Here is a 24,337-nt window from a genome sequence, read left to right as displayed (position 1 = left end):
CATCATAGCTAACTCTGTCTGGTGATGCACGGCTGAATTTCAAACAGAGGTAGCGGAAGGCGGGAGGGATTAGTTGGCGTACGCCAGCAGGCTCAGCGAATCGCGTGCCAGAGATTTGCATTTGTTGGGGGTAGGGATGGCGATGCCACTGAGATCGCGATAGCTGTCTTCACCCAGCGCCTTCATGTTGTAGCTATTATAGTTGCTCAAATCCCAGCGGTTTTGCTGGGCGAAGTAAACGATGGCACGTTTGATTTGCGCGTTGGGCAAGTCGTTGTAGCCGCAATCGTTTTTCAGATAAATAAATACCGCCGTCAGATCGGCCAGATCTTCCGCCTCAGACTCATTGAGCGCCAGACTGGCGTTGGAGAACCCCAGCATGGTGAGCAGCAGCACCAGTAACGTTGTTTTTTTCATCATGAAAATAGACCTGTTTATTGTCAGCAAACGTTATCACACTTGCCTGTAAAGGCACCAAATTTTATTACTTGCGGATAACATAACCGGCAGCAAAGGCTTGACCTTCCGCTAAGGGGAGGGTTTAGGCTGTCCGGCATGAAAGTTATACCTGTTGTCTTTCAAGCTGCAGCGTTATTACCTGCGCTAGCGCCCCGAATGACAGGGGATGAATGAGCTGGAACTTGAAAGCTATAGGGTACCTGTCACAGAGAAAAGGGAGTCAGCGATGTTACGCCGTGATTTTATCAAATTGACCGCTGCGCTGGGCGCGGCAAGCGCCTTACCGCTGTGGAGCCGAAGCGCGTGGGCTGCCGGGTTGCCGGCGTTGCCGATCCCGCCGCTGTTGATGCCGGACGCGCAGGGAAAAATCGCGCTGGCGCTGCAAACCGGTGAAATGAATTGGTTGCCGGGCAAAGCGACCCAAACCTGGGGCGTCAACGGAGCGCTGCTGGGGCCAGCGGTGCGGCTGCAGCGCGGCAAACCGGTGACGGTCGATATCAAAAACGGTTTGCCGGAAGCCAGCACCGTCCACTGGCACGGTCTGGAAATCCCCGGCGATGTCGATGGTGGCCCGCAGGCGCTGATTCAGCCGGGTACCACGCGCAGAGTGAGTTTCACTGTCGAACAGCCCGCGGCCACCTGTTGGTTCCATCCGCATACCCACGGCAAAACCGGCCATCAGGTGATGATGGGGCTGGCGGGGCTGGTGCTGCTGGAAGACGACGAGAGCAGTAAACTGCCGTTGCCGAAGACCTGGGGACTGGATGATATTCCGGTGATCCTGCAGGACAAACGGTTGGGCAAAGACGCGCAGATTGAATACCAACTGGACGTGATGAGCGCCGCAGTTGGCTGGTTCGGCGACCGTATGTTCACCAACGGCGCTCAATATCCGCAGCACGTTGCGCCGCGCGGCTGGTTGCGGTTGCGTTTTCTCAACGGCTGTAATGCACGGTCGCTGAACCTGGCGGCCAGCGATAATCGGCCGCTATATGTTATCGCCAGTGACGGTGGTTTCCTGGCCGAACCGGTGAAGCTGACTGAATTGCCGATGCTGATGGGCGAACGCTTTGAAGTGCTGATAGATGCCTCGGACGGCAAGCCGTTCGACATCGTCACGCTGCCGGTCAAACAGATGGGCATGACGCTGGCACCCTTCGACCAGCCGCTGCCGGTATTGCGCATTCAGCCTTCGCTGGCGCAGGGAATCAAAACGATGCCGGACAGCCTGGTGAAATTGCCGGCGCTGCCACCGCTGGCCGGGCTTCAGGAGCGCTGGCTGCAACTGATGATGGACCCGCAGTTGGATAAGCTGGGCATGCAGGCGTTGATGGATCGTTACGGTCATCAGGCGATGGCCGGGATGAGCATGGATCACGGCAGCATGAGTAATAGCAATAGCGATGGCGGAATGGCCGGTATGGATCATGGCAGCATGAAAGGTATGGATCACGGTAATATGAAGGGTATGGATCATGGCGCCAAGCCTTTCGACTTCAGCCACGGCAATAAGATCAACGGCAAGGCCTTCGATATGACCCAACCGGCGTTTGAAGCCAAACGCGGTAAGTACGAGAAATGGACCCTGTCCGGCGAAGGCGACATGATGCTGCACCCGTTCCATATCCACGGCACCCAGTTCCGCATCCTGTCGGAGAACGGCAAGCCGCCGGCTGCTCACCGCAGCGGCTGGAAAGACACGGTGCGCGTCGAAGGTTGGCGCAGCGAAGTGCTGGTGCGTTTTGATCATCCCGCTAACAGCGAACATGCCTATATGGCACATTGTCACCTGCTGGAGCATGAGGATACCGGCATGATGATGGGCTTTACCGTAAGCGACTAGAGCAGAAGTGGCGGCGCACTCGCGTCGCCACCGGCTTCAGGCTATGCTAAACTCTGCGCCCTTCTTCCGGCAACTGACCTGAAACCTATGAAACACACTGTAGACGTAATGATTTCCGAGCAGGAAGTTAAGACCCGTATTGCCGAACTTGGCCGTCAAATCACCGAACATTACCGCGATAGCGGCAGTGATATGGTGTTGGTCGGGCTGCTGCGCGGTTCCTTCATGTTCATGGCCGATCTGTGTCGCACGATTGAAGTGCCGCACGAAGTCGACTTTATGACCGCCTCGAGCTACGGCAGCGGCATGTCCACCACCCGCGACGTGAAAATCCTCAAAGATCTCGATGAAGACATCCGCGGCAAAGACGTGCTGATCGTCGAAGACATCATTGATTCCGGCAATACGCTGAATAAGGTGCGCGAAATTTTGGCGCTGCGTGGGCCGAAATCTCTGGCGATCTGCACCTTGCTGGACAAACCTGAGCGCCGTGAGGTGGAGGTGCCGGTGGAGTTCGTCGGATTCTCGATCCCGGACGAGTTCGTGGTGGGCTACGGCATTGACTACGCTCAGCGTTACCGTCACTTGCCGTACGTCGGCAAAGTGGTGCTGCTGGACGAGTAATCGGCAGGGGCGCGGCTTGTCCGCGCCCACACAGAGAGCAAGATAACGCTCTAGGCTTTTACGCCCTTGTCCTGCTGCAGTTTGGACATCGCCTTGCGATACCCCATTTCCAGGCTCTCGCGGCTGGTGGCAGCCACTTCCAGATCGCGCAGGCGCCCGTCCTGAATCCCGTAGACCCAACCGTGGATCGTCACTTTCTGGCCGCGTTTCCAGGCCGATTGCATGATGGTGGAGTGGCCCAGGTTGTAGACCTGCTCGATGACGTTGATCTCGCACAATACGTCGAGGCGCTTTTCCGGTTCCAGTTCACCCAGCAGTGAGCTGTGCTTGTACCACAGGTCGCGGATATGCAGCAGCCAGTTGTTGATCAGCCCCAGCTCCGGGTTTTCCACCGCGGCCTCTACGCCGCCGCAGCCCAGATGGCCGCAGATGATGATATGTTCAACTTCCAGCACATCCACCGCATACTGCACGACCGACAGACAGTTAAGATCGGTGTGAACCACCAGGTTTGCCACATTACGGTGGACAAACAGTTCGCCTGGCTCCAGGCCGGTCAAACGTTCTGCCGGAACACGGCTGTCTGAGCAACCTATCCATAAAAAGCGGGGCTTTTGCGCCTGGGATAAACGTTCAAAAAAGTCTGGATCTTCCTGGTTGATATTGGCCGACCAGGCTTGATTATTGGCGATAAGCGTTTCGATTTCTTTCATGGAGGGTTATAGACCTGTAACAAACAGATTGCGTTGGGCTAATATAGGACAAGCGTCACAATTTGGAAATCAGAACAGTTACGCTTTTTTCCGCACGGATTCGCCTCAGTGAAATCGCTGCTGATGATAAGATCATCTCTATTACAATACGCAGCAGCATACTCATCGTCACAAGGTACTTTCTAACTTATGAATTATGCACTGGAATTAGCGCAGTTGACCAAGACCTACGCGGGTGGCGTCAAGGCGTTGCGCGGGATCGATCTTAACGTCGAAGCGGGGGATTTTTATGCCCTGCTGGGGCCAAACGGTGCCGGTAAATCTACCACCATCGGCATTATCAGTTCGCTGGTGAACAAAACGGCCGGCAGCGTACGGGTGTTCGGCTATGACATCGATAAAGATATCGTTAACGCCAAGCGTCAACTCGGGCTGGTGCCGCAAGAATTCAACTTTAACCCGTTTGAAACCGTCATGCAGATTGTGGTCAATCAGGCGGGTTACTACGGCGTGACCCGGCGCGAAGCGTTGGCGCGTGCGGAAAAATACCTGACCCAGTTGGATCTGTGGGGCAAGCGCGATGAACGCGCCCGCATGTTGTCCGGCGGCATGAAACGCCGTCTGATGATCGCCCGCGCCTTGATGCACCAGCCAAAGCTGCTGATCCTCGATGAGCCGACGGCTGGGGTGGATATCGAACTGCGCCGCTCCATGTGGGGCTTCCTGAAAGAGCTGAACGCCCAGGGCACCACCATTATCCTCACGACCCACTATCTGGAAGAGGCAGAAATGCTGTGCCGCAATATCGGCATTATCCAGAACGGGGAGCTGGTGGAAAACACGTCAATGAAAGGATTGCTGGCCAAGCTGAAGTCCGAAACCTTTATCCTCGACTTGGCGGCCAAAAGCCCTTTGCCGAAGCTGGATGGCTATCGCAACCGCCTGACGGATACGTCAACGCTGGAAGTGGAAGTGATGCGCGAGCAGGGCCTGAATGGCTTGTTCGCTCAACTCAGCGCGCAAGGGGTGCAGGTATTGAGCATGCGTAATAAGGCTAACCGGTTGGAAGAGCTGTTTGTCACCCTGGTTAACGGTAATGGAGAAAAAGCATGACGCGTTTGTATTGGGTGGCTTTACAGAGTATCTGGGCCAAAGAGATCAACCGTTTTGCCCGTATCTGGATCCAGACCCTGGTGCCGCCGGTGATCACCATGACGCTGTATTTCATCATCTTCGGCAACCTGATTGGCTCGCGCATTGGCGATATGCACGGCTTTGATTACATGCAGTTTATCGTGCCCGGCCTGATTATGATGGCGGTAATCACCAACTCGTACGCCAACGTCGCATCGTCGTTCTTCAGCGCCAAGTTCCAGCGCAATATCGAAGAGCTGCTGGTGGCGCCGGTGCCGACTCATGTGGTGATTGCCGGTTACGTCGGCGGCGGCGTGGCGCGCGGCATTTGCGTCGGCGTGCTGGTGACGGTGATCTCACTGTTCTTTGTGCCGCTGCAGGTGCACGCCTGGTGGGTGATTGTGGTCACGCTGTTGCTGACGGCAATCCTGTTCTCGCTGGCGGGCCTGATCAACGCGGTGTTCGCCACCACCTTTGACGACATCAGCCTGATCCCGACCTTCGTGCTGACGCCGCTGACCTATCTGGGCGGGGTTTTCTATTCGCTTACGCTGTTGCCGCCGTTCTGGCAGGCGGTGTCCAAGCTGAACCCGATCGTCTATATGATCAGCGGTTTCCGCTACGGCTTCCTCGGCATCAGTGATGTGCCGCTGGTGCTGACCATGGCGGTGCTGGTGGCGTTTATCCTGGTGTTCTATCTGCTGTCCTGGTACCTGATAGAGCGCGGTCGTGGCCTGCGCACCTGATGTACTGACGCCCCCGGACCCGCGTTCGGGGGCGCTGTTATCGATCTGAAGCCGGCATCACATAAATCAATAGAATTGCTCACATAACCCCTTTCTCCCCGATGTTCAAATCGTGCTATGCTGGCGCTCCACATTTTCTCCCTTTTTATCACGCACTCGTAAGCAGAACATAACCATGCGGCCTCAACACAAGATAGCGGCTGGGCTACTCGGCATCCTGATGTCACTCGCTTCTCCGGCGACGCTGGCAAATTTGTTGTCGGAAAACAGCGCTGTTAAATCTGAATATATGGAAGCGCAACGCGACAGCGAGGTTTATTCGCTGATTGGCGAGCATGTTATCCCGGTCGGAGAAGTGAAGCAGGGGCAGCTGATTCAGGTGTTCCCGGCGGATGCGGAATATTACGAATTCAAGTTTGGTCACGGCACGGGGTTTATCGATAAAGACGACGTGCGCAACCTCAAAAAGTCACGCAAGGTGCAAGACGATCTCGGTGAGCTGAATAAGCCGCTGACCAATCAGAACCTGATCACGCAGAAGGCGATCAACGTCTATACCGAGGCGGATAACGCCAGCGAAGTGTTTGGCGTGCTGGAAGAGAACCTGCGTTATCCGATCATCGGCAAACTGAAGGATCGGCTGAACAATACCTGGTATGAGATCAATATTGGCGATCGTCTGGGCTATATCAGCGAACTGGACTGCGAAATCGACACCGGCGTTCCGGTGCTGACCTACCACCATCTGCTGAAAAACGAAGAGAACAAGCGTTTCCGCCATACCTCGACCACCACGTCGGACGTGGCGTTCAGCAACCAGATGACCTACCTGAAGCAGGCGGGTTATGACACCATTTCCCTGTACCAGCTGGAAGCCTATCTGAAGAACCAGATCAACCTGCCGGGTAAGGCGGTGGTGCTGACTTTTGATGACGGGTTGAAGTCGGTGTATCGCTATGCTTACCCGGTGTTGAAGGACTACGGTTTCCGCGCAACGGCGTTTATTATTTCTTCGCGCATCAAACGCCATCCGCAAAAGTGGAACCCGGACTCGCTGCAGTTTATGAGCATTTCAGAACTCAAGCAGATCCAGGACGTGTTCGACGTGCAGTCACATACGCATTTCCTGCACCGTACCGACGGCAACCGCCAGCCTATTCTGCTGAGCCGTTCACTGCACAATATCGAATTCGATTTTGAGCGCTCGCGCCGCGCGCTGTCGCAGTTTAATCCGCATGTGTTGTACGTATCCTATCCGTTCGGCGGCTACAACCAGCGGGCGATACAGGCGGCGAAAGACGCCGGTTTCCATATGGCGGTGACCACGGTGCAGGGTAAGGTAAAGCCGGGGGATAATCCGTATACGCTGAAGCGGCTGTATATTCTGCGTACCGACTCCATTCAGACCATGGCGGACAGAATAGCCAACAAGCCGGGAACGGTGGTGGTGCAATAGCAGGAAACGGGCGCTGAAATGCGCCCGTTTTTATTCTCAGGCTACCTGAACCGGCACGGCTTTCGCTTTGCGTTGCAGGTTGTTGTCACCTTCGAAATAGGCGACTTTCGGGTGGTGCTGGCGGGCATCGGCATCGCTCATCTGCACGTAAGAGCAGATGATCAGTTTGTCGCCCACGCAGGCGCAACGTGCCGCCGCGCCGTTGACCGAAATGATGTGCGAACCGCGTTCAGCGGCGATGGCGTAGGTCGAGAAACGCTGACCGTTATCAACGTTATAAATATCGATAGCTTCATATTCCAGAATGCCTGCGGCCTCCAGGAAATCCTGATCGATGGCGCAGGAACCTTCATAGTGCAAGTCGGCCTGAGTCACTTTCACCCGATGCAGCTTGCCTTGCAGCATAGTACGTATCATAACTTTACCTAACTGAATATCCGCCTATCCCCGTCATACTTGACGCTGCACCTGTGTTGGCTGTATCCGATCACCCCAGTCATAGAGTTGTCTATGCTCCTGGGGACTTACGGGCTTGCCACCTTGCTGCAACGCCAATTATTTAGGGTATATAGAAGCGATTGGGGTTGAACATCCATCCGGTGTTTATCGTCACCGATAACGCCATCCTTGTCTACTTTCGGGTGGGCTACAACGGTGACGATTGCACAAAAAATAACTTATAGTGTCAGGTCAACCTGCTGGTTATCGATCAGGCGTGCCTTGCCCAGCCAGGCGGCCATCAGTACCACTGCGCGTTGGCTTTCAACACCCAGCGGTTGCAGGCTGTCGGCGTCACGGATAAACAGTTCGTCCGGGGTGAAACCGGCGGCGCGCAAGTGCGCGGCGGTTTGCTCCAGCAGATCGTCGACGTGGCGCTCGCCGTTGCTGAGTTGTTCTGCCAATGCGTTCATGATCTTGCTGAGCTGAGGCGCGATTTTGCGTTCTTCGGCTGTCAGGTAGCCGTTGCGCGAGCTGAGCGCCAGGCCGTCTTTAGCGCGCACGGTCGGCACGCCGACGATATCGATGTCGTACCCCATGTCCGCCACCATCTTGCGGATTAACGCCAGTTGCTGGTAGTCCTTCTCGCCAAAACAGGCCAGATCCGGCTGAACCAGATTGAACAGTTTGCTGACGATGGTGGCGACGCCGCGGAAATGACCAGGGCGGCTGGCGCCTTCCAGCATGGTGGAAATGCCCGGCACGTCGACATAGGTTTGCTGTTCCAGCCCCTGCGGGTAGACATCGGCCGGCGCCGGTGCGAACACCAGGTCGACGTTGCGGCGGGTCAGCTTTTCGCTGTCCTCCTGCAGGGTGCGCGGGTAGCGCGCCAGATCGTCAGGGCGTTCGAACTGCATCGGATTCACGAAAATGCTGACCACCACGATATCGGCACGCGCTCGGGCTTCATCAACCAGCGTCATATGGCCTTCGTGCAGATTGCCCATGGTAGGTACCAACGCGATGCGTTTGCCGTCCTGGCGCCAGCGGCGGATCTGCTGACGCAGCAAAGGCAGGGTTTCGATAATAATCATTGATAGCTCCTGGAACGATCGCTTAATTAAAAGAGTGTTCTTCAGCGGGGTAAGCGCCTTGCTCCACTTCCTGCATATACTGTTGCACCGCCAGGCGGATATCGCCGCTTTGCGCCAGGAAATTTTTAGCGAATTTCGGCGTATGACCGCCGGTAATGCCAAAGGCGTCGTGCATCACCAGAATCTGGCCATCGGTCACGTTGCCGGCGCCAATGCCGATCACCGGAATGGACAGCGCTTCGGTGATCTTGCGTGCCAGTTCGGTCGGTACGCACTCCAGCACCAGCAGCTGCATGCCGGCCAGCTCCAGATTTTGCGCATCTTCCAGCAGTTGTTTGGCGGCGAGTTCGTCACGGCCTTGCACCTTGTAGCCACCGAATACGTTCACCGACTGCGGTGTCAGGCCGAGGTGGCCGCACACCGGCACGGCGCGCTCGGTGAGCATTTTCACCGTTTCGCACAGCCAACTGCCGCCTTCCAGTTTCACCATATTGGCGCCGGCCTGCATCAGCTCGGCAGCGTTGGCGAAGGCCCGCTCCGGGGTGGCGTAACTCATGAAAGGCATGTCAGACAGCAGCAGGCAGGCCGGGGCACCACGGCGTACGGCCCGTGTGTGGTAAGCGATGTCGGCGACGGTGACCGGCAGCGTGGAGTCGTGGCCCTGCAGCGTCATGCCCAGCGAATCACCCACCAGCAGTACTTTAACGCCTTGCTCTTCAAACAGTTGGGCAAAGCTGGCATCGTAGGCGGTCAGTGAAGCAAACTTGCGTTGCTCCTGTTTCCACTGGCGCAAGTGGGTCACGGTGGTGGGTTTCATCACTACGTCTCCTGAATAGAGCCGCGCGGTATGCGCAGGGCCCTGGCTGCAAAAAAGTGCTGTCATTCTACTGTAACCCTAACGGGGTGGGTAGCGCAGATCATGAAGCTTAAGGGGTTCTTAAGAACCTTGTGATGTAATAGTGAAAAAGGGACGAGCATGCGAATTCTACTGATAGAAGACGACAAGTTAATCGGTGACGGCATCAAGGCCGGGTTGACCAAACTCGGCTTTAATCTGGACTGGTTTACCGACGGGGTGGTCGGCAAAAACGCGTTGGAAAGCGCACCTTACGATGCGGTGATCCTCGATCTCAGCTTGCCGGGCCTTGATGGGCTGGATTTGTTGCGCCAATGGCGCCAGGCCGGTCATGATGTGCCGGTGCTGATCCTTACCGCGCGTGATGCACTGGAGCAAAGGGTCAGTGGCCTGCAGAGCGGTGCCGATGATTACCTGTGCAAACCTTTCGCCCTGACGGAAGTCGCGGCGCGCCTGCAGGCGTTGATCCGCCGCCGTCATGGCCAACTGATGCCGCAGCTGGTGCATGGCAACCTGGTGTTTGACTCGGCCACTCGCAGCCTGAGCTGCAACGGCGAGCCGGTAACCTTGACGCCGCGTGAACTGGCGCTGCTGGAGCTGTTCCTGCATAACAAGGGGCGAGTGTTGGCGCGGCCGCTGATCCAGGAAAAACTGTACAACTGGGATGACGAAGTCAGCAGTAATGCAGTGGAAGTGCATATCCATCACCTGCGGCGCAAGTTGGGTAACGGTTTTATCCGCACCATTCACGGCGTGGGCTACACGTTGGGGGAGGTCTCGTGAAACATCTCAGCTTGCGGCTGCGGCTGATCCTTATTTTCAGCCTGCTGGCGCTGGTGACCTGGTGTTCCGCCAGCCTGGTGGCGTGGATGATGACGCGCAACAACATCAATGAAGTGTTTGATACCCAACAGATGCTGTTTGCCAAGCGCTTGGCGACCGCCAATCTGGGCGATCTGCTGGCCGACGAAAGCGTGCGTAGCCTGCCGAAAACCAAGAAGCTGGTGCATCACGGCAAGCGGGGCAAGCAGGATGACGACGCGTTGGCGTTCGCCATCTTCGACCGTAACGGCAAGATGTTGCTCAATGACGGTGAAAACGGCGCGGATTTCCGTTTTGACGGCGAACGCGAAGGCTTTACCGATGGCGAACGCCGGGGCGATGACGACAGCTGGCGGCTGCTGTGGCTGACCAGCCCGGACGGCCGCTATCGCATCGTGGTCGGCCAGGAGTGGGATTACCGGCGGGATATGGCGCTGGGTATGGTAACCGGGCAACTGGTGCCGTGGCTGGTGACGTTGCCGATTCTGATGCTGTTGATCGCGCTGATGGTGGGGCGTGAACTGCGGCCACTGCGCGTGGTGGCCGCCGGGCTGCGCAAGCGCGCGCCTGACGACGCTACGCCGCTGGATGCGCGTCAGGTACCGACCGAAGTCAGGCCGTTGGTGGATGCACTGAACACGCTGTTTGCGCGCATCAACGCGCTACTGGTGCGTGAGCGGCGTTTTACCTCCGATGCCGCCCATGAGCTGCGTAGCCCGTTGGCGGCACTGCGGGTGCAGACGGAAGTGGTGCAATTGGCCGGTGACGACGAGCCGATGCGCGAGCATGCGCTGGGAAATCTGACGGTGAGCATCGATCGTGCCACCCGCTTGGTCGATCAGTTGCTGACGTTGTCGCGGTTGGATTCACTGTCGGATCTGGCCGATTTGGCGCCGGTCGACTGGAGCCGGTTAGTGCCGATGACGCTGGCGGAGCAGGATCGCCATGCTCACGCCGCCGGCGTCACGTTGCGTTACGAACAGCAGGGCATGCCGGCACCGTTACAGGGGCAAGCGCTGCTGCTGTCGCTGCTGGTGCGTAATTTGGTGGACAATGCGGTACGTTACACGCCTGCGGGCGGCACCGTCACTGTGAGGCTTACAGAGCGCTTGCTGGCGGTCGAAGACAATGGGCCGGGGATAACGGCGGAGCATCTGGTACGGCTGGGTGAGCGTTTTTATCGTCCGCCGGGCCAGGAGCAAACCGGCAGCGGGTTGGGGTTATCTATCGTGCAGCGCATCGCCGGTTTGCACGGGCTGCGCATCAGCTTTGCCAACCGGGCGGAAGGCGGGTTTGTCGCTCAGGTGATGCTGTAGGGGGCGCTGCATGCTGCGCCCGATTCAGGCTTTTTGCTTGGGCTGATGCCACAGCTCCATGCCGTTCTCCGGCACGCGCTTCAGGCAACTGGCCAGCGATTCACCGTCCGGGAACACCAACTCGGGGGCGATTTCCGCCAGCGGGTAGAGCATGAACTCGCGTTCTTTCAGGCCGTAATGCGGCACTGTCAGGCGATCGGTATGAATAACCTGCTCGCCATACAGCATGATGTCCAGATCGAGGGTGCGTGGGCCCCAGCGCTCATCTTTGCGCACGCGGCCCTGATTGCGTTCTATCGCTTGGGTATGATCGAGCAGTTGTTCGGCGGGCAGCAAGGTATCGAGCGCCACCACCGCATTGAGAAAATCCGGCTGGTTCTGCGGCCCCAGCGGCTTGGTGCGGTAAAACGACGAACAAAGGATCAATCGGGTGCGCGGGAGATGCTCCAGCGCCTCCAGTGCGGCTTTTACCTGTTGCAGCGGTTGCGCCAGGTTACTCCCCAGCGCGATATAAACGCGGATCATTATGCTCCTTCTTTACGCGGCGTCCGGCGGCGAGGGCGACGTTGACGAGCGCGGCGTGGCGCGGGGTCGTCACCCAAAGTGCTCAACATGGTTTTCTGACGCGCCGGCGTGGCTTCCTGGAACTCGCCCCACCATTCGGTCAGACGCAGCATTTCCTGGTTTTCTTCCACTTCGGCGCGCAGCGCCAGCAGATCGTAAGCGGCGCGGAATTTTGGGTGTTCCATCAGCTTGTGCGCACGTTTGCCCTGGCGGCGAGACAGGCGCAACTGCAACTGCCAGATATCGCGAACCAACGTGGTGATGCGTTTCGGAATCGCCAGTGAGCGACACTGTTCGTCCAGCACGTCATTCATCGCCAACGCGAAGGCGTCGTAATACGCCAGCCCGCTCTCCTGCGCCAGTTTCTGCGCATGTTCCAGCAGCGGATACCAAAGCATAGCAGCAAACAGGAACGCCGGATTGACGCGCATGTCGTTCTGCAGCCGATAATCGGTGTTTTTCAGCACCTGTGCCAGAATGCGCTCCATCGGCGTGTCATGGCTAGGCGTGAAGTGGCGTGCTATCTGCGGGAACAGCGGCTGGAACAGCTGGTATTCGCACAGTTTCAAATAGGTTGGGTAACCGTAACCTGCCTGCAGCAGCTTGAGCGATTCCTCAAACAGACGTGCCGGCGGGATCTCATGCAGCAACGACGCCAGGCGTGGGATCGGCTCGGCGGTTTCGTCGCTGATGCTCATGTCCAGCTTGGCGGCAAAGCGCACCGCGCGCAGCATGCGCACCGGATCTTCGCGGTAGCGGGTTTCCGGATCGCCGATCAGGCGAATCACGCCCTGTTGCAAGTCACGCATACCGTCAACGTAATCACGCAGGGTGAAGTCCGCCACGCCGTAATACAGGCTGTTGATGGTGAAGTCGCGGCGCTGAGCATCTTCTTCGATCGAACCGAAGATGTTGTCGCGCAACAGCATGCCATTTTGGGCCTGCTGGGAAGAGTTCTTGTCTGATTCCGGGGTTTGCTGCTCGTGGTGGCCGCGGAAAGTGGCAACCTCGATGATTTCCGGTCCGAACATCACGTGCGCCAGACGGAAACGGCGGCCGACCAGGCGGCAGTTGCGGAACAGCTTGCGCACCTGATCTGGCGTGGCGTTGGTGGTGATGTCGAAATCTTTCGGTTTTTTGCCGAGCAACAAATCGCGCACGCCGCCACCGACCAGATAGGCTTCGTAGCCGGATTTGTTCAGGCGGTACAACACTTTCAGCGCGTTCTCACTGATGTCTTTGCGTGAGATTGAATGCTGCTCGCGTGGGATCACGGTCATGGGGCCGGTCCCCTCCGCTGCGGGAAAAGGTGGGCGCTTACGCGGCGCCGGTCGGCGGGCAGGGGTTTCTCTGCCGCTTTCGGCGTGCCTTTGTTGTTGCGGCGCGGCAGGCTGTTCAGCCACCACGCTTTCTTCGCGGATTACCTTTTTATCGCTCACCGGCGCATCCTCGCGGGGCAGCTTGTCATCGCGGATTAGTACCTTACGGCAGAAATTGGCTACTCGGGTAAAAATGGTACACCTCGATAGTGACTGATAAAAATGGAGCTAACAAAAAATAGCGGCTAATCATAGCTCACCATGGCTCCTTTGAGAATGCCGATGTGTTTTCATCCACCTGGCGGGGCACATTTTCCAGTTTCCAGTGTGCTATAGCCCAGCTCAATAATAACGGCAGGTCAAGATCTTGCCAGCTTTCCGGCAGCGGTTGACGCAGAAATTTCAGCGCGGCGATCAGCACCGGGCGAGGATCGCCTTCGGGCAGCGCTGGCGCATGATTTTGCTTCGATAGCTTGATGCCGTTTGCACCCAGCGCCAGTGGCAAATGCACATAAGCGGGGACCGGCGCTTGCAACTGATGATACAGCGCAATCTGGCGCACTGTCGGCTCAATCAGATCGGCGCCGCGCACGATTTCGGTCACGCCCTGGAAATGGTCGTCAATCACTACCGCTAAATTATAGGCAAACAACCCATCGCGTCGGCGAATGATGAAATCTTCCCGGGCCAGAGCCGGATCGGCCTGCAACTCGCCTTGCAGGCGATCGTGAAAGGCGTAAACCGGTGCGGATTGACGTAAACGGATAGCGGCGCCCTGCGGGCCAAGATGCAAATCACGGCAGTGGCCGTCATACAAACCGCCAATTTGCTGGATACGGCTGCGGGTGCAATTGCAGAAATAGCTAAGCCCCTGTTGTTGCAGCTGATCCAGGGTTGCGCGGTAGGCTTCGTGACGTTGGGATTGATAGATGACCTGGCCGTCCCAGAGGAGACCATAGTGTTCCAGTGCGGATAAGATACGGGCGGCCGCACCGGCGACTTCGCGCGGGGGGTCAATATCTTCAATGCGAACCAGCCACTGCCCGCGTTGGGCACGAGCCTGGAGGTAGCTTCCCAGAGCGGCAATCAGCGAGCCGAAATGCAGATCCCCGGAAGGCGATGGGGCAAAGCGCCCCACATAATGACTTTCTTGCATATCAGAGGGGAAACTTTCCCTTTTCTCTGTGTGGCGCACGTTGGAGCGTGCGCCACAGCGGTAACATACTCGTTATGCTTGAAACTGCCTCTGTGTTGGCTGCGCTTGCTTACCCGAATCACTTACCGAAGTAAACTCATCGGGATGCGCAATCTTGCCGCCTTGATGCAGCTCCAATCATTTAGAGTAGCGGTATTAGCCGGCCATCTGCTTTTCGCGGATTTCTGCCAGGGTCTTGCAGTCGATGCACAAATCGGCAGTCGGACGCGCTTCAAGGCGACGAATACCAATTTCTACGCCGCAGGAGTCGCAGTAGCCGAAATCTTCGTCTTCCACTTTCTTCAGCGTTTTCTCGATCTTTTTGATCAGTTTGCGTTCACGGTCACGGTTACGCAGTTCAAGGCTGAACTCTTCTTCCTGCGCGGCACGGTCTACCGGATCCGGGAAGTTGGCCGCTTCGTCTTGCATATGCGATACAGTACGGTCCACTTCGTCCCTGAGCTGGTTGCGCCACGCTTCAAGAATAAGCTTGAAATGCTTCAACTGGGCGACGTTCATGTACTCTTCGCCCGGCTTCTCTTGGTACGGCTCCACCCCAGCGATGGCGAGAATGCTCAAGGACGAGGTTTTACGGGTTTGCCCTTCTTGCATGTTGCTTCTCCTACATACACACGCACTATCGAATCCCCAATGCGGGGGAAAAACAGGCCGCTATAAATAACAGATGGAAGGTAGGTTGGCAATTATTCCTGTCGCCTGCTTGACAATGCTGTGAAGGAAGGCGTATTTGGCGACGCGATGACCGGTTGTTGAATTATTGGTGCCCGGTGTCGCTAATCGATAAAAAACGGTAACTTATCGCAGAGAGATATACCGTCAGGTGATAATTTAGCCCCATAACAAACGACTTCTACTCCCAACTGCCGAACCTGTGCCAACAGTGCCGCATAACGCTCATCTATATGATGTGCCGGTGCGACCTGTTCAATACCGCTATGTAACACAGCAAAAAACAAAACCGCCCGCTGCCCGCTTTCAACCACGCCGAGCAACTCACGCAGATGCTTTTGTCCTCTGAGCGTTACCGCATCAGGGAAGTAACCACGTTCTTGTTGCAGTAATGTGACTGACTTAACTTCAATATAGCAGTTAACCCTATTTTCTGCCTGTAATAACAAATCGATACGGCTGTTTTCACTGCCATATCTTACTTCGCCGCTGATTTTACTGTAACCGGATAATTCATTGATTAAATTCTGTTCAATGGCTTCGCGCACCAATCCGTTGGCGCGCAGGGTGTTGACGCAGATCCAATCCCCCTGTTGGGTGTGCGTCAACTCCCAGCTGTGGGCATATTTGCGCTTGGCGTTATCCGAAGTGGAATACCAAAGGGTATCGCCTGGGGTGGCGCAGCCGGTCATGGCGCCCGTGTTGGCGCAGTGCAGGGTGAACGTTTCGCCTTCCGGGGTAATCACGTCGGCCAGAAAACGTTTGTAACGTTTAATCAGCGTGGCGGAACGTAGTGGTGGGGTGAAAATCATGGGGTATCCTGATGGGTTAAAGACCATTGTTCCAGCGGGTGATAACGCGTGCGACCGTTCTCAAATACTGACTGGTACAGGGCGAAGGTGTCGGCGCTGAAGGTCCAGCCCGGCGTTGCGGGCGGCACGGCTACCGGTTGCGTTGCAGAGCGCAGCAGGGTGATGTGCGGATGAAACGGCATCGGGCTTTGGTAGCAGCCGCTGCGGGCCGCCTGCGATCGCAACAGCTCCGCCAGTTGCAACACCCCTCGCGGTGCGCGGCGGGTGCCAAGCCATACCACGCCAGGGCGCGGCCAGTGGCCAAGATCGTCCAGTACCATGCTGAAGCCGGGTTGGATAATGCGACCGGCCAGTTTTTTCAGCGCGGTTTCCTTTTGCGCGCTGACATCACCGAGAAACGCCAGCGTCAGATGCAGGTTAGCCGCGGCGACCGGCCGACCGGCTTCGGGCGTGAAAGCTTCGGCGCGCCAGCGGATCACCTGTTGCTGTAGCGCATCCGGTAAGGTCAGGGCGAAAAACAGGCGGCGCGAACTGGACATAGATACCCGGCAAATGAATGAAATGCAGAGTCTAATGCTACAATGTGCGCCGCCCAATGTTAACCACTACGGAGAGTTCTGTGTCTTCACTGCCCGTCAGTGCGGTTCTTGATGAATTGCTCACTGCGCTGCAATCCGCCCCGCAGGTGTTGCTGCACGCGCCAACCGGTGCCGGTAAATCGACTTGGTTACCGCTGCAGATTCTGGCCAAAGCCGGCCTGCCGGGCCGCATCATCATGCTGGAGCCGCGCCGTCTGGCGGCGAAAAACGTGGCGTATCGGTTGGCGCAACAGTTGGGGGAAGAGCCGGGCCAAACCGTGGGTTACCGCATGCGCGCCGAAAGCAAAAGCGGGCCGCATACCCGGTTGGAGGTGGTGACCGAAGGCATTCTCACTCGCATGTTGCAGCAGGACGCCGAGCTGCAGGGCGTCTCGCTGGTGATCCTCGATGAATTCCATGAACGCAGCCTGCAGGCCGATCTGGCGTTGGCCCTGTTGCTGGACGTGCAACAGGGGCTGCGTGAGGATCTCAAACTGCTGATTATGTCGGCGACGCTGGATAACGCCCGTATGACGCAGCTGCTGCCGCAGGCGCCGGTGGTGGTGTCCGAGGGGCGCAGCTTCCCGGTTGAACGCCAATATCAGCCATTGGCCAACCATCAACGGCTGGAGGAGGGTGTGGCGGCGGCGGTGAAACGTCTGCTGTCCGAACAGGGCGGATCGCTGCTGTTGTTCCTGCCCGGCGTGGCGGAAATCAACCGGGTGCTGGAGCGGCTGAACGGTGAGGTGGCGGCCGATACCGACCTGTGCCCGCTGTATGGCGCATTGCCGCTGGCGCAGCAGCAAAAAGCGATTCAACCGTCGCCGGCCGGGCGCCGCAAGGTGGTGCTGGCGACCAACATCGCCGAAACCAGCCTGACCATCGAAGGCATTCGGTTGGTGGTGGACAGCGGGCTGGAGCGCGTGGCGCGTTATGACGTGCGTAACGGCCTGACGCGGCTGGTGACGCAGCGCATCAGCCAGGCGTCGATGATCCAGCGTGCCGGCCGTGCCGGGCGTCTGGAACCCGGTATTTGCTGGCACCTGTTTGCCAAAGAACAGGCAGAGCGGGCAGCGGAGCATGCCGAACCGGAAATCCTGCAAAGCGATCTTGCCGGCTTCTGGCTGGAGCTGTTGCAGTGGGGCTGCCATGACGTTGGGCAACTGACCTGGCTCGATCGGCCTCCGGAGACGGCGCTGGTGGCGGCAAGAAACCTGCTGCAACACCTTGGCGCTACCGACGACGGCGGCAAATTAACCGCGCGGGGCCGGCAGATGGCTACGCTAGGCTGTGAACCCCGATTGGCGGCGATGCTGACCCACGGTGCAGAGCAGGGGGCGGATGGATTGGCGACCGCTGCGGCGCTGGCTGCGCTGCTGGAGGAACCGCCACGCAATGGGCAGATGGATATCGGCTATTGGCTGAGCCGTCCGCAGCCAAACTGGCAGCGCCGTGCTGCCCAGTTAGCGCGGCGTTTGCAGCCGCGAAGCGGGCAGATTGATGCAGATTTGGCGCCGTGTTTGCTGGCGTTGGCGTTTACCGACCGCATCGCCCAGCGGCGCGGTCAGGATGGCCGTTACCTGCTGGCCAACGGTATGGGAGCGGCGATGAATCAGGATGAGGCGCTGTCGCGAGCGCCGTGGCTGATCGCGCCAAGCCTGCTGCAGGGCCACAACAGCCCCGATGCGCGCATTCTGCTGGCGCTGCCGGTGGAGATTGATGCACTGGCGGCGCAACTGCCGGCGATCGTTTCCCAGCAAACTGCGGTGGAGTGGGATGAAGAAAAGGGCACGCTGCGTGCCTGGAAACGCCAACAGATTGGCCGCCTGACGCTGCGGGCGCAGCCGTTGGCCAAACCGGCCGATGAAGAACTGCAACTGGCGCTGCTCAACTGGGTACGCGCTCAGGGTGTGGCGGTGCTCAACTGGGACACCGCCGCCGAACAGCTGCGCCTGCGTTTGCAGTGCGCGCAAAATTGGCTGCCGGAGGCTGCCTGGCCACCGGTCGATGATGAGTCGCTGCTGGAGAGGCTGGAGCAATGGCTGCTGCCCTCCCTGAATGGCGTACGCGACATGCGCGGGCTGAAACAGGTCAATATCGCCGAAGCCCTTGCGCGCCTGCTGGACTGGCAGCAAAAGCAGCGGCTGGATAATGCGCTGCCCACTCATTACACTGTGCCGACCGGCAGCCGTTTGCCGATTCGCTATGATGCCGGCAAACCGCCGGCGCTGGCGGTGCGTTTACAGGAAGTGTTCGGTGAACAGCGCAGCCCAATGCTGGCCGAGGGTCGCATCCCGGTGGTGCTTGAGTTACTCTCACCGGCACACCGGCCGCTGCAAATCACCGGCGATCTGGCGGCGTTTTGGCAAGGTGCCTACCGGGAAGTGCAGAAAGAGATGAAAGGGCGCTACCCGAAACACGTGTGGCCGGATGACCCGGCGAATACCGCCCCCACGCGGCGCACGAAAAAATATCAGTAACCCCCGTCATACTTGACGCCGCATCTGTGTTGGCTGTACTCACTTACCCGAATCACTTACTAGAGTAAGCTCATCGGGATAAGCTCTCTTGCCACCTTGATGCAACGCCAATTATTTAGGGGGAGAATTCAGATGTTTCTTCTGTTCAGCGGCCTGGCGTCGGGACAGATTAAGCGACTAATAATGGCCGGCAGTGCCGCCAAGTCTGGAGAATGACAGCAATGGCTGGGGATGACCGCGAGCCCATCGGGCGCAAAGGGAAACAACCAAAACGCACCGCGTCGGGCAAACCGCCGCGCCGTCGCCGAGACGACGATTATGATGATTACGAGGAAGACGAGCAGCAAGATGACGATGATGAATATGAAGACGAGGAGGAAAGCGTGCCGCGTAAGGTAAAAGCGACTCCGCCGCGTAAAAAACGCCGTTGGCTTGGCCTGCTTATCAAACTGATTCTGGTGGTCGCGGTTCTGTTGGCGATCTACGGCGTGTACCTGGATTCCCAGATCCGCAGCCGCATTGACGGCAAGGTCTGGCAGTTGCCGGCCGCAGTCTATGGCCGCATGGTCAACCTGGAACCGGGCATGCCGTACAGCAAGAAGGAAATGGTCGATCTGCTGGAAGGTATGCAATACCGCCAGGTTAGCCGCATGACCCGGCCGGGCGAGTTCACCGTGCAGGCCAACAGCATCGAGATGCTGCGCCGCCCGTTTGACTTCCCGGATGGTAAAGAGGGGCAAATCCATGCTCGTCTGGATTTCCAGAACAACCGTCTGGCGAAAATCGAAAACATGGAGAACCAGCGTAACTTCGGGTTCTTCCGTCTCGATCCGCGCCTGATTACCATGTTGCAGTCACCGAACGGTGAACAGCGTCTGTTCGTGCCGCGCGCTGGTTTCCCGGACCTGCTGGTGGATACGCTGATTGCAACCGAAGACCGTCATTTCTACGAGCATGACGGTATCAGCCCTTACTCCATCGGCCGTGCGATGCTGGCGAACCTGACCGCCGGGCGTGCGGTGCAGGGCGGCAGTACCCTGACGCAGCAATTGGTGAAGAACCTGTTCCTGACCAACGAACGCTCGTTATGGCGTAAAGTCAACGAAGCCTACATGGCGCTGTTGGTGGATTACCGTTACAGCAAGGACCGTATTCTTGAGCTGTATCTGAACGAGGTGTATCTCGGCCAGAGCGGCAGCGACCAGATCCGCGGTTTCCCGTTGGCCAGCCTGTATTACTTCGGCCGCCCGGTGGACGAACTGAGTCTGGATCAGCAAGCATTGCTGGTGGGGATGGTGAAAGGTGCATCCTTGTATAACCCGTGGCGCAACCCGACGTTGGCGCTGGAGCGCCGCAACCTGGTGCTCAAGCTGTTGCAAAATCAGGGGGTTATCGACGCCGAGCTGTACAATATGCTCAGCGCGCGGCCGCTGGGCGTGCAGCCGAAGGGGGGGGTGATCACGCCGCAACCGGCGTTTATGCAGATGGTGCGTCAGGAACTGCAGGCCAAACTGGGCGACAAGGTGAACGACCTGTCCGGGGTGAAAATCTTCACCACGCTGGATCCGGTATCTCAGGATGCGGCGGAAAAAGCGGTCGAAGACGGCATTCCGGCGCTGCGTGCCGCTCGCCATCTTAACGATCTGGAAGCGGCGATGGTGATTGTCGATCGCTTCAGCGGTGAGGTGCGCGCCATGGTTGGCGGTGCCAACCCGCAGTTCGCCGGTTTTAACCGCGCGATGCAAGCGCGCCGTCTGGTCGGGTCGCTGGCCAAGCCGCCAACCTATCTGACTGCGCTTTCCGAGCCGGACAAATACCGTCTGAATACCTGGCTGGCGGACCAACCGCTGTCGCTGAAACAGCCGAACGGCAGCGTGTGGCAGCCGAACAACTACGACCGCAAATTCCGTGGACAGGTGATGCTGGTAGATGGCCTGGCCTTCTCACTCAACGTGCCGACGGTGAATCTGGGCATGGCGGTCGGGCTGGATCAAATCAGCGCTACCTTGCAGCGTTTGGGTATTCCGAAAGCGGAAATCAACCCGGTGCCTTCGATGCTGCTGGGGGCGATTGGTCTGACGCCGATGGAAGTGGCGCAGGAATACCAAACCATCGCCAGCGGCGGTAACCGTGCGCCGTTGTCTGCGGTGCGTTCGGTGATCGCGGAAGACGGTTCGGTGCTGTACCAGAGCTTCCCGCAGGCGGAACGCATGGTGCCGGCTCAGGCCGCTTACCTGACGCTGTATGCCATGCAGCAGGGTGTAGCGCGCGGGACCTCCCGTTCTCTGTCGGTGAAGTTCCCCAACTACAACCTGGCGGCGAAAACCGGTACCACCAACGATCTGCGCGACAGCTGGTTTGCCGGCATCGACGGTAAAGAAGTGGCAATCGCCTGGGTTGGCCGTGATAACAATGGTCCGGCCAAGCTGACCGGTGCCAACGGTGCGCTGACTCTGTATCGCCGCTACCTGGAAAACCAGACGCCGCTGCCGCTGATGCTGCAGCCGCCGGAAGGCATTAACCAGATTGGCATCGACTCCGCCGGTAACTTTGTCTGTGGCGAGGGCGGGCGCAGCATCCCGGTGTGGACCGATAATCCGCAAGGGCTGTGTCAGGCAAGCCAGGCCGCTCAGCAACAGCAACAACAACAGCCGGCAGGTGAGCAAAAAGACGCTGACGGCGTAGCCGGCTGGATCAAGGATATGTTCGGCCAGGGCCAGTAAGTTGGCGAGCGGTTAATCCCCGTTGTTGAAAGGTTTTTTGTTGCAGGCCCGTAACGTCAGTTGCGGGCCTTTTTATTTCTGCGCGCTTTATTTCCATTCAATTAATGTGGCTAAACGGCTGATCCCCACCTATTTACTGGCTGAATTCGACTTGCAGTTTAATTTGGCTTCTGCATAAAATGCGTCGCTTATAATAATTATTATCGTTTACATTCGTTATCAAATAATTCATCAGAGAAACCACCTATGCCGACCAAGCATCCATCCTCACCGCAGGCCATGAAGGGCCGTTCTCACGTTAGTGGGTTAGCGATCACTATCGCAGCCGCGCTGGGTACGCTGGCGATGCCGGCATTTTCCGCTGAAGCCAATCCGGTAGCCAAAGAAGATACCCTTACCGTGGTGGGCAGTAGCCAACCGCAACAGGAAAGCGCCTGGGGGCCGGTCGGCACCTATGTGGCCAAACACAGCGCCACCGGTACCAAAACCGATACGCCGATTGAAAAGAATCCTCAGTCGGTTTCCGTGGTCACGCGTGAAGAGATGGATATGCGCCAGCCGGATACGGTGAAAGGCGCGCTGGCTTATGCGCCAGGGGTTTATGCCAGCCGTGGCAGCTCCAGCACCTATGATTCGGTGGTCATTCGCGGTTTCCCGGCGGTGAATACCAACCAGTATCTGGACGGCCTGCGTCTGCAGGGCGACAACTATAGCGAAGCTTCGGTCGATCCTTATTTCCTCGAACGCGCGGAACTGCTGCGCGGCCCGGTATCGGTGCTGTACGGCAAGAGCAGCCCGGGTGGGGTGGTGGCATTGGTCAGCAAGCGGCCGACCACCGAACCGCTGCACGAAATCCAATTTAAAATGGGCACCGACAATCTGTTCCAGACCGGCTTTGACTTCAGCGATGCGCTGGATGATAACGGCGTCTATTCCTACCGTCTGACCGGCCTGGCGAAAGACAGCGATGCGCAGCAGAACATGGCGAAAGAGAAGCGCTATGCGATTGCCCCCTCATTCAGCTGGCGGCCGGATGACAAGACCAACTTTACGCTGTTGGCCAATATCCAAAACGATCCCTATACCGGTTTCTACGGCTGGCTGCCGAAGCAGGGGACGCTGATCCCGCTGCCCGACGGCAGCAAGCTGCCAACCAGTTTCAACGACGGTGAAGCAAGCAATTACTTTGCGCGCAAGCAGCGCATGATCGGCTATAGCTTCGAACATGCGTTCAATGATACCTGGGCGGTGCGCCAAAACCTGCGTTATATGCAGTTGGAAAGCGACATGAAGAGTATCTATGGCAGCGGCGTTAGCGCGACGGCCCCGACCACGCTGAACCGCGCCTATGTACAATCGAAAGAACACCTGAACAGCTTCTCGGTGGATACCCAGGCGCAGGCCAGGCTGAAAACCGGCGATGTAGATCATACCTTGCTGTTTGGCGTCGACTATTCGCGCATGCGCAATGACATCAACTCCGGCTTCGGTTCTGCGAGCAGCCTGAGCATGACCGATCCGCAATATGGCAACGACGCCACTACCGTCACTTTCCCGTATAACTACCTGAACCGCCAGGAACAGACAGGCTTATACGTGCAAGAACAAGGCGAATGGAACCAGTGGTTGCTGACGCTGGGCGGCCGCTATGACTGGGCCAAAACCTCGGCCAATAACCGCATCGATAACTATACCAACGAACGCTCGGACGGTCAGTTCACCTGGCGTGGCGGTTTGAACTATCTGTTCGATAACGGCATCACGCCGTATTTCAGTTACAGCGAGTCATTTGAACCGACGCTGGATACCTCCGCTAACGGGCAGACGTTTATCCCGTCGATTGGCAAGCAGTATGAAGCCGGCGTGAAATACGTGCCGAAGGATCGTCCTATTGTCCTGACCGGTGCGCTGTACCAACTGACCAAAAACAACAACCTGACGCCGGATCCGGATAACGCGCAGTTCAGTGTCCAGAGCGGTGAGATCCGCTCGCGCGGCGTAGAGCTGGAGGCCAAGGCGGCGTTGAACGCCAACGTCAACCTGATCGCTTCCTACACCTACACCGACGCGAAATACACCAAGGACAACACCTATCAGGGCAAGCCAACCACCGAGATCCCTAAACACATGGCTTCGCTGTGGGCGGATTACACCTTCCACGAAACGGCTGTCAGCGGTCTGACTCTGGGTTCCGGCGTGCGTTATGTGGGGTCCAGTTCATCCTTTAACAGTGATAACAGCACCTTTAAAGTGCCGGATTACACGTTGGTGGATGCGACCATCAAATACGATCTGGCGCGTTTTGGCCTGCCGGGCTCGTCAGTAGGCGTCAATATCAACAACCTGTTTGATAAGACTTACGTTTCAAGCTGCTATCGCGACTATGCCTGCTATTGGGGCGCAGAACGTCAGGTGGTCGCCACCGCAACCTTCCGCTTCTAACCGGATAATCGGGGCGGCGGATCGTCGCTCCGA

The 24,337-nt window shown here is 57.7% G+C and carries 21 protein-coding genes; 10 read left to right on the top strand and 11 right to left on the bottom strand.

Annotated elements, in window-relative coordinates; translation table 11 throughout:
* Window positions 1-69: 69 nt before the first annotated feature.
* Window positions 70-417 carry a YacC family pilotin-like protein gene (locus JEM67_RS23250; protein ID WP_006327880.1) on the bottom strand — a complete coding sequence of 116 codons (348 nt, stop codon included), beginning with the start codon at window positions 415-417 and terminating at the stop codon, window positions 70-72.
* Between the two features lie 268 nt (window positions 418-685).
* Between JEM67_RS23250 and cueO the strand changes: the two genes are divergently transcribed.
* Both cueO and hpt read left to right on the top strand, forming a co-directional pair.
* The gene (cueO, locus tag JEM67_RS23245; protein ID WP_199638393.1) at window positions 686-2,302 is read left to right on the top strand and encodes a multicopper oxidase CueO; all 1,617 of its coding nucleotides are present in this window, start codon (window positions 686-688) and stop codon (window positions 2,300-2,302) included.
* Between the two features lie 87 nt (window positions 2,303-2,389).
* Window positions 2,390-2,926 carry a hypoxanthine phosphoribosyltransferase gene (gene hpt, locus JEM67_RS23240; RefSeq protein WP_004947911.1) on the top strand — a complete coding sequence of 179 codons (537 nt, stop codon included), beginning with the start codon at window positions 2,390-2,392 and terminating at the stop codon, window positions 2,924-2,926.
* A 50-nt stretch (window positions 2,927-2,976) separates the two neighbouring features.
* Here the strand turns inward: hpt and can are convergent, their stop codons facing one another.
* The gene (gene can, locus JEM67_RS23235; protein WP_199638391.1) at window positions 2,977-3,639 is read right to left on the bottom strand and encodes a carbonate dehydratase; all 663 of its coding nucleotides are present in this window, start codon (window positions 3,637-3,639) and stop codon (window positions 2,977-2,979) included.
* Between the two features lie 189 nt (window positions 3,640-3,828).
* Here can and JEM67_RS23230 point away from each other — a divergent pair, with 189 nt between their 5' ends.
* From JEM67_RS23230 to JEM67_RS23220, 3 genes are all read left to right on the top strand, one after another.
* Window positions 3,829-4,752: an ABC transporter ATP-binding protein gene (locus JEM67_RS23230; RefSeq protein WP_004947905.1), complete on the top strand. Its 924-nt coding sequence runs from the start codon at window positions 3,829-3,831 to the stop codon at window positions 4,750-4,752.
* Window positions 4,749-5,519, top strand: coding sequence for an ABC transporter permease (locus JEM67_RS23225; RefSeq protein ID WP_006321086.1), 771 nt, complete (start codon window positions 4,749-4,751; stop codon window positions 5,517-5,519). Before JEM67_RS23230 ends, JEM67_RS23225 begins: the two co-directional genes overlap by 4 nt.
* 175 nt (window positions 5,520-5,694) lie before the next feature.
* Window positions 5,695-6,975, top strand: a complete 1,281-nt coding sequence (locus JEM67_RS23220) for a polysaccharide deacetylase family protein (RefSeq protein WP_199638389.1) — start codon at window positions 5,695-5,697, stop codon at window positions 6,973-6,975.
* Between the two features lie 36 nt (window positions 6,976-7,011).
* Here the strand turns inward: JEM67_RS23220 and panD are convergent, their stop codons facing one another.
* The 3 genes from panD to panB form a co-directional block, all read right to left on the bottom strand.
* Window positions 7,012-7,392 carry an aspartate 1-decarboxylase gene (panD, locus tag JEM67_RS23215; RefSeq protein ID WP_004947897.1) on the bottom strand — a complete coding sequence of 127 codons (381 nt, stop codon included), beginning with the start codon at window positions 7,390-7,392 and terminating at the stop codon, window positions 7,012-7,014.
* Between the two features lie 260 nt (window positions 7,393-7,652).
* Window positions 7,653-8,507 carry a pantoate--beta-alanine ligase gene (gene panC, locus JEM67_RS23210; protein WP_013814457.1) on the bottom strand — a complete coding sequence of 285 codons (855 nt, stop codon included), beginning with the start codon at window positions 8,505-8,507 and terminating at the stop codon, window positions 7,653-7,655.
* Between the two features lie 22 nt (window positions 8,508-8,529).
* A complete protein-coding gene (panB, locus tag JEM67_RS23205; protein ID WP_126485141.1) occupies window positions 8,530-9,324 on the bottom strand; it encodes a 3-methyl-2-oxobutanoate hydroxymethyltransferase in 795 nt (264 codons plus the stop codon).
* A gap of 159 nt (window positions 9,325-9,483) precedes the next feature.
* Between panB and qseB the strand changes: the two genes are divergently transcribed.
* Both qseB and qseC read left to right on the top strand, forming a co-directional pair.
* The gene (qseB, locus tag JEM67_RS23200; RefSeq protein WP_013814456.1) at window positions 9,484-10,146 is read left to right on the top strand and encodes a quorum sensing response regulator transcription factor QseB; all 663 of its coding nucleotides are present in this window, start codon (window positions 9,484-9,486) and stop codon (window positions 10,144-10,146) included.
* Window positions 10,143-11,501 carry a quorum sensing histidine kinase QseC gene (gene qseC, locus JEM67_RS23195; RefSeq protein WP_199638387.1) on the top strand — a complete coding sequence of 453 codons (1,359 nt, stop codon included), beginning with the start codon at window positions 10,143-10,145 and terminating at the stop codon, window positions 11,499-11,501. Before qseB ends, qseC begins: the two co-directional genes overlap by 4 nt.
* Window positions 11,502-11,525: 24 nt before the next feature.
* Here the strand turns inward: qseC and folK are convergent, their stop codons facing one another.
* The 6 genes from folK to thpR all read right to left on the bottom strand — a co-directional run bounded on the left by folK (window position 11,526) and on the right by thpR (window position 16,620).
* Window positions 11,526-12,026: a 2-amino-4-hydroxy-6-hydroxymethyldihydropteridine diphosphokinase gene (folK, locus tag JEM67_RS23190; protein ID WP_004947882.1), complete on the bottom strand. Its 501-nt coding sequence runs from the start codon at window positions 12,024-12,026 to the stop codon at window positions 11,526-11,528.
* Window positions 12,026-13,579: a polynucleotide adenylyltransferase PcnB gene (pcnB, locus tag JEM67_RS23185; protein ID WP_071880467.1), complete on the bottom strand. Its 1,554-nt coding sequence runs from the start codon at window positions 13,577-13,579 to the stop codon at window positions 12,026-12,028. The genes folK and pcnB overlap by 1 nt, the downstream gene beginning before the upstream one ends.
* A gap of 61 nt (window positions 13,580-13,640) precedes the next feature.
* Complete coding sequence (gluQRS, locus tag JEM67_RS23180) at window positions 13,641-14,540, bottom strand: tRNA glutamyl-Q(34) synthetase GluQRS (protein WP_199638385.1); 900 nt, start codon at window positions 14,538-14,540, stop codon at window positions 13,641-13,643.
* Window positions 14,541-14,735: 195 nt separating this feature from the next.
* On the bottom strand, window positions 14,736-15,191 hold the full coding sequence (gene dksA, locus JEM67_RS23175) for an RNA polymerase-binding protein DksA (RefSeq protein WP_004947862.1): 456 nt from the start codon (window positions 15,189-15,191) through the stop codon (window positions 14,736-14,738).
* 182 nt (window positions 15,192-15,373) lie between these two features.
* A complete protein-coding gene (sfsA, locus tag JEM67_RS23170) occupies window positions 15,374-16,081 on the bottom strand; it encodes a DNA/RNA nuclease SfsA (RefSeq protein ID WP_199638452.1) in 708 nt (235 codons plus the stop codon).
* Window positions 16,078-16,620: an RNA 2',3'-cyclic phosphodiesterase gene (thpR, locus tag JEM67_RS23165; protein WP_199638383.1), complete on the bottom strand. Its 543-nt coding sequence runs from the start codon at window positions 16,618-16,620 to the stop codon at window positions 16,078-16,080. The genes sfsA and thpR overlap by 4 nt, the downstream gene beginning before the upstream one ends.
* A gap of 56 nt (window positions 16,621-16,676) precedes the next feature.
* Between thpR and hrpB the strand changes: the two genes are divergently transcribed.
* The 3 genes from hrpB (at window position 16,677) to fhuA (ending at window position 24,304) form a co-directional block, all read left to right on the top strand.
* Entirely contained in the window at window positions 16,677-19,139 is a 2,463-nt protein-coding gene (gene hrpB / locus JEM67_RS23160; protein WP_233527840.1) for an ATP-dependent helicase HrpB, read from the top strand.
* Window positions 19,140-19,360: 221 nt separating this feature from the next.
* A complete protein-coding gene (gene mrcB, locus JEM67_RS23155; protein ID WP_199638379.1) occupies window positions 19,361-21,862 on the top strand; it encodes a bifunctional glycosyl transferase/transpeptidase in 2,502 nt (833 codons plus the stop codon).
* Window positions 21,863-22,108: 246 nt separating this feature from the next.
* Complete coding sequence (fhuA, locus tag JEM67_RS23150; protein ID WP_199638377.1) at window positions 22,109-24,304, top strand: ferrichrome porin FhuA; 2,196 nt, start codon at window positions 22,109-22,111, stop codon at window positions 24,302-24,304.
* Window positions 24,305-24,337: the final 33 nt, after the last annotated feature.

Source organism: Serratia sp. PAMC26656 (assembly GCF_016469055.2).
GTDB lineage: Bacteria > Pseudomonadota > Gammaproteobacteria > Enterobacterales > Enterobacteriaceae > Serratia > Serratia plymuthica.
The sequence above is the reverse complement of the archived record's forward strand: the minus strand, read 5'-3'. Positions and strand labels throughout refer to the sequence as shown.

Bases quoted from the DNA above. Each gene is read 5' to 3' on its own strand.
- JEM67_RS23250 (WP_006327880.1), bottom strand. From the start codon at position 417: ATGAAAAAAACAACGTTACTGGTGCTGCTGCTCACCATGCTGGGGTTC.
- cueO (WP_199638393.1), top strand. From the start codon at position 686: ATGTTACGCCGTGATTTTATCAAATTGACCGCTGCGCTGGGCGCGGCA.
- hpt (WP_004947911.1), top strand. From the start codon at position 2,390: ATGAAACACACTGTAGACGTAATGATTTCCGAGCAGGAAGTTAAGACC.
- can (WP_199638391.1), bottom strand. From the start codon at position 3,639: ATGAAAGAAATCGAAACGCTTATCGCCAATAATCAAGCCTGGTCGGCC.
- JEM67_RS23230 (WP_004947905.1), top strand. From the start codon at position 3,829: ATGAATTATGCACTGGAATTAGCGCAGTTGACCAAGACCTACGCGGGT.
- JEM67_RS23225 (WP_006321086.1), top strand. From the start codon at position 4,749: ATGACGCGTTTGTATTGGGTGGCTTTACAGAGTATCTGGGCCAAAGAG.
- JEM67_RS23220 (WP_199638389.1), top strand. From the start codon at position 5,695: ATGCGGCCTCAACACAAGATAGCGGCTGGGCTACTCGGCATCCTGATG.
- panD (WP_004947897.1), bottom strand. From the start codon at position 7,392: ATGATACGTACTATGCTGCAAGGCAAGCTGCATCGGGTGAAAGTGACT.
- panC (WP_013814457.1), bottom strand. From the start codon at position 8,507: ATGATTATTATCGAAACCCTGCCTTTGCTGCGTCAGCAGATCCGCCGC.
- panB (WP_126485141.1), bottom strand. From the start codon at position 9,324: ATGAAACCCACCACCGTGACCCACTTGCGCCAGTGGAAACAGGAGCAA.
- qseB (WP_013814456.1), top strand. From the start codon at position 9,484: ATGCGAATTCTACTGATAGAAGACGACAAGTTAATCGGTGACGGCATC.
- folK (WP_004947882.1), bottom strand. From the start codon at position 12,026: ATGATCCGCGTTTATATCGCGCTGGGGAGTAACCTGGCGCAACCGCTG.
- gluQRS (WP_199638385.1), bottom strand. From the start codon at position 14,540: ATGCAAGAAAGTCATTATGTGGGGCGCTTTGCCCCATCGCCTTCCGGG.
- dksA (WP_004947862.1), bottom strand. From the start codon at position 15,191: ATGCAAGAAGGGCAAACCCGTAAAACCTCGTCCTTGAGCATTCTCGCC.
- sfsA (WP_199638452.1), bottom strand. From the start codon at position 16,081: ATGATTTTCACCCCACCACTACGTTCCGCCACGCTGATTAAACGTTAC.
- thpR (WP_199638383.1), bottom strand. From the start codon at position 16,620: ATGTCCAGTTCGCGCCGCCTGTTTTTCGCCCTGACCTTACCGGATGCG.
- hrpB (WP_233527840.1), top strand. From the start codon at position 16,677: ATGTTAACCACTACGGAGAGTTCTGTGTCTTCACTGCCCGTCAGTGCG.
- mrcB (WP_199638379.1), top strand. From the start codon at position 19,361: ATGGCTGGGGATGACCGCGAGCCCATCGGGCGCAAAGGGAAACAACCA.
- fhuA (WP_199638377.1), top strand. From the start codon at position 22,109: ATGCCGACCAAGCATCCATCCTCACCGCAGGCCATGAAGGGCCGTTCT.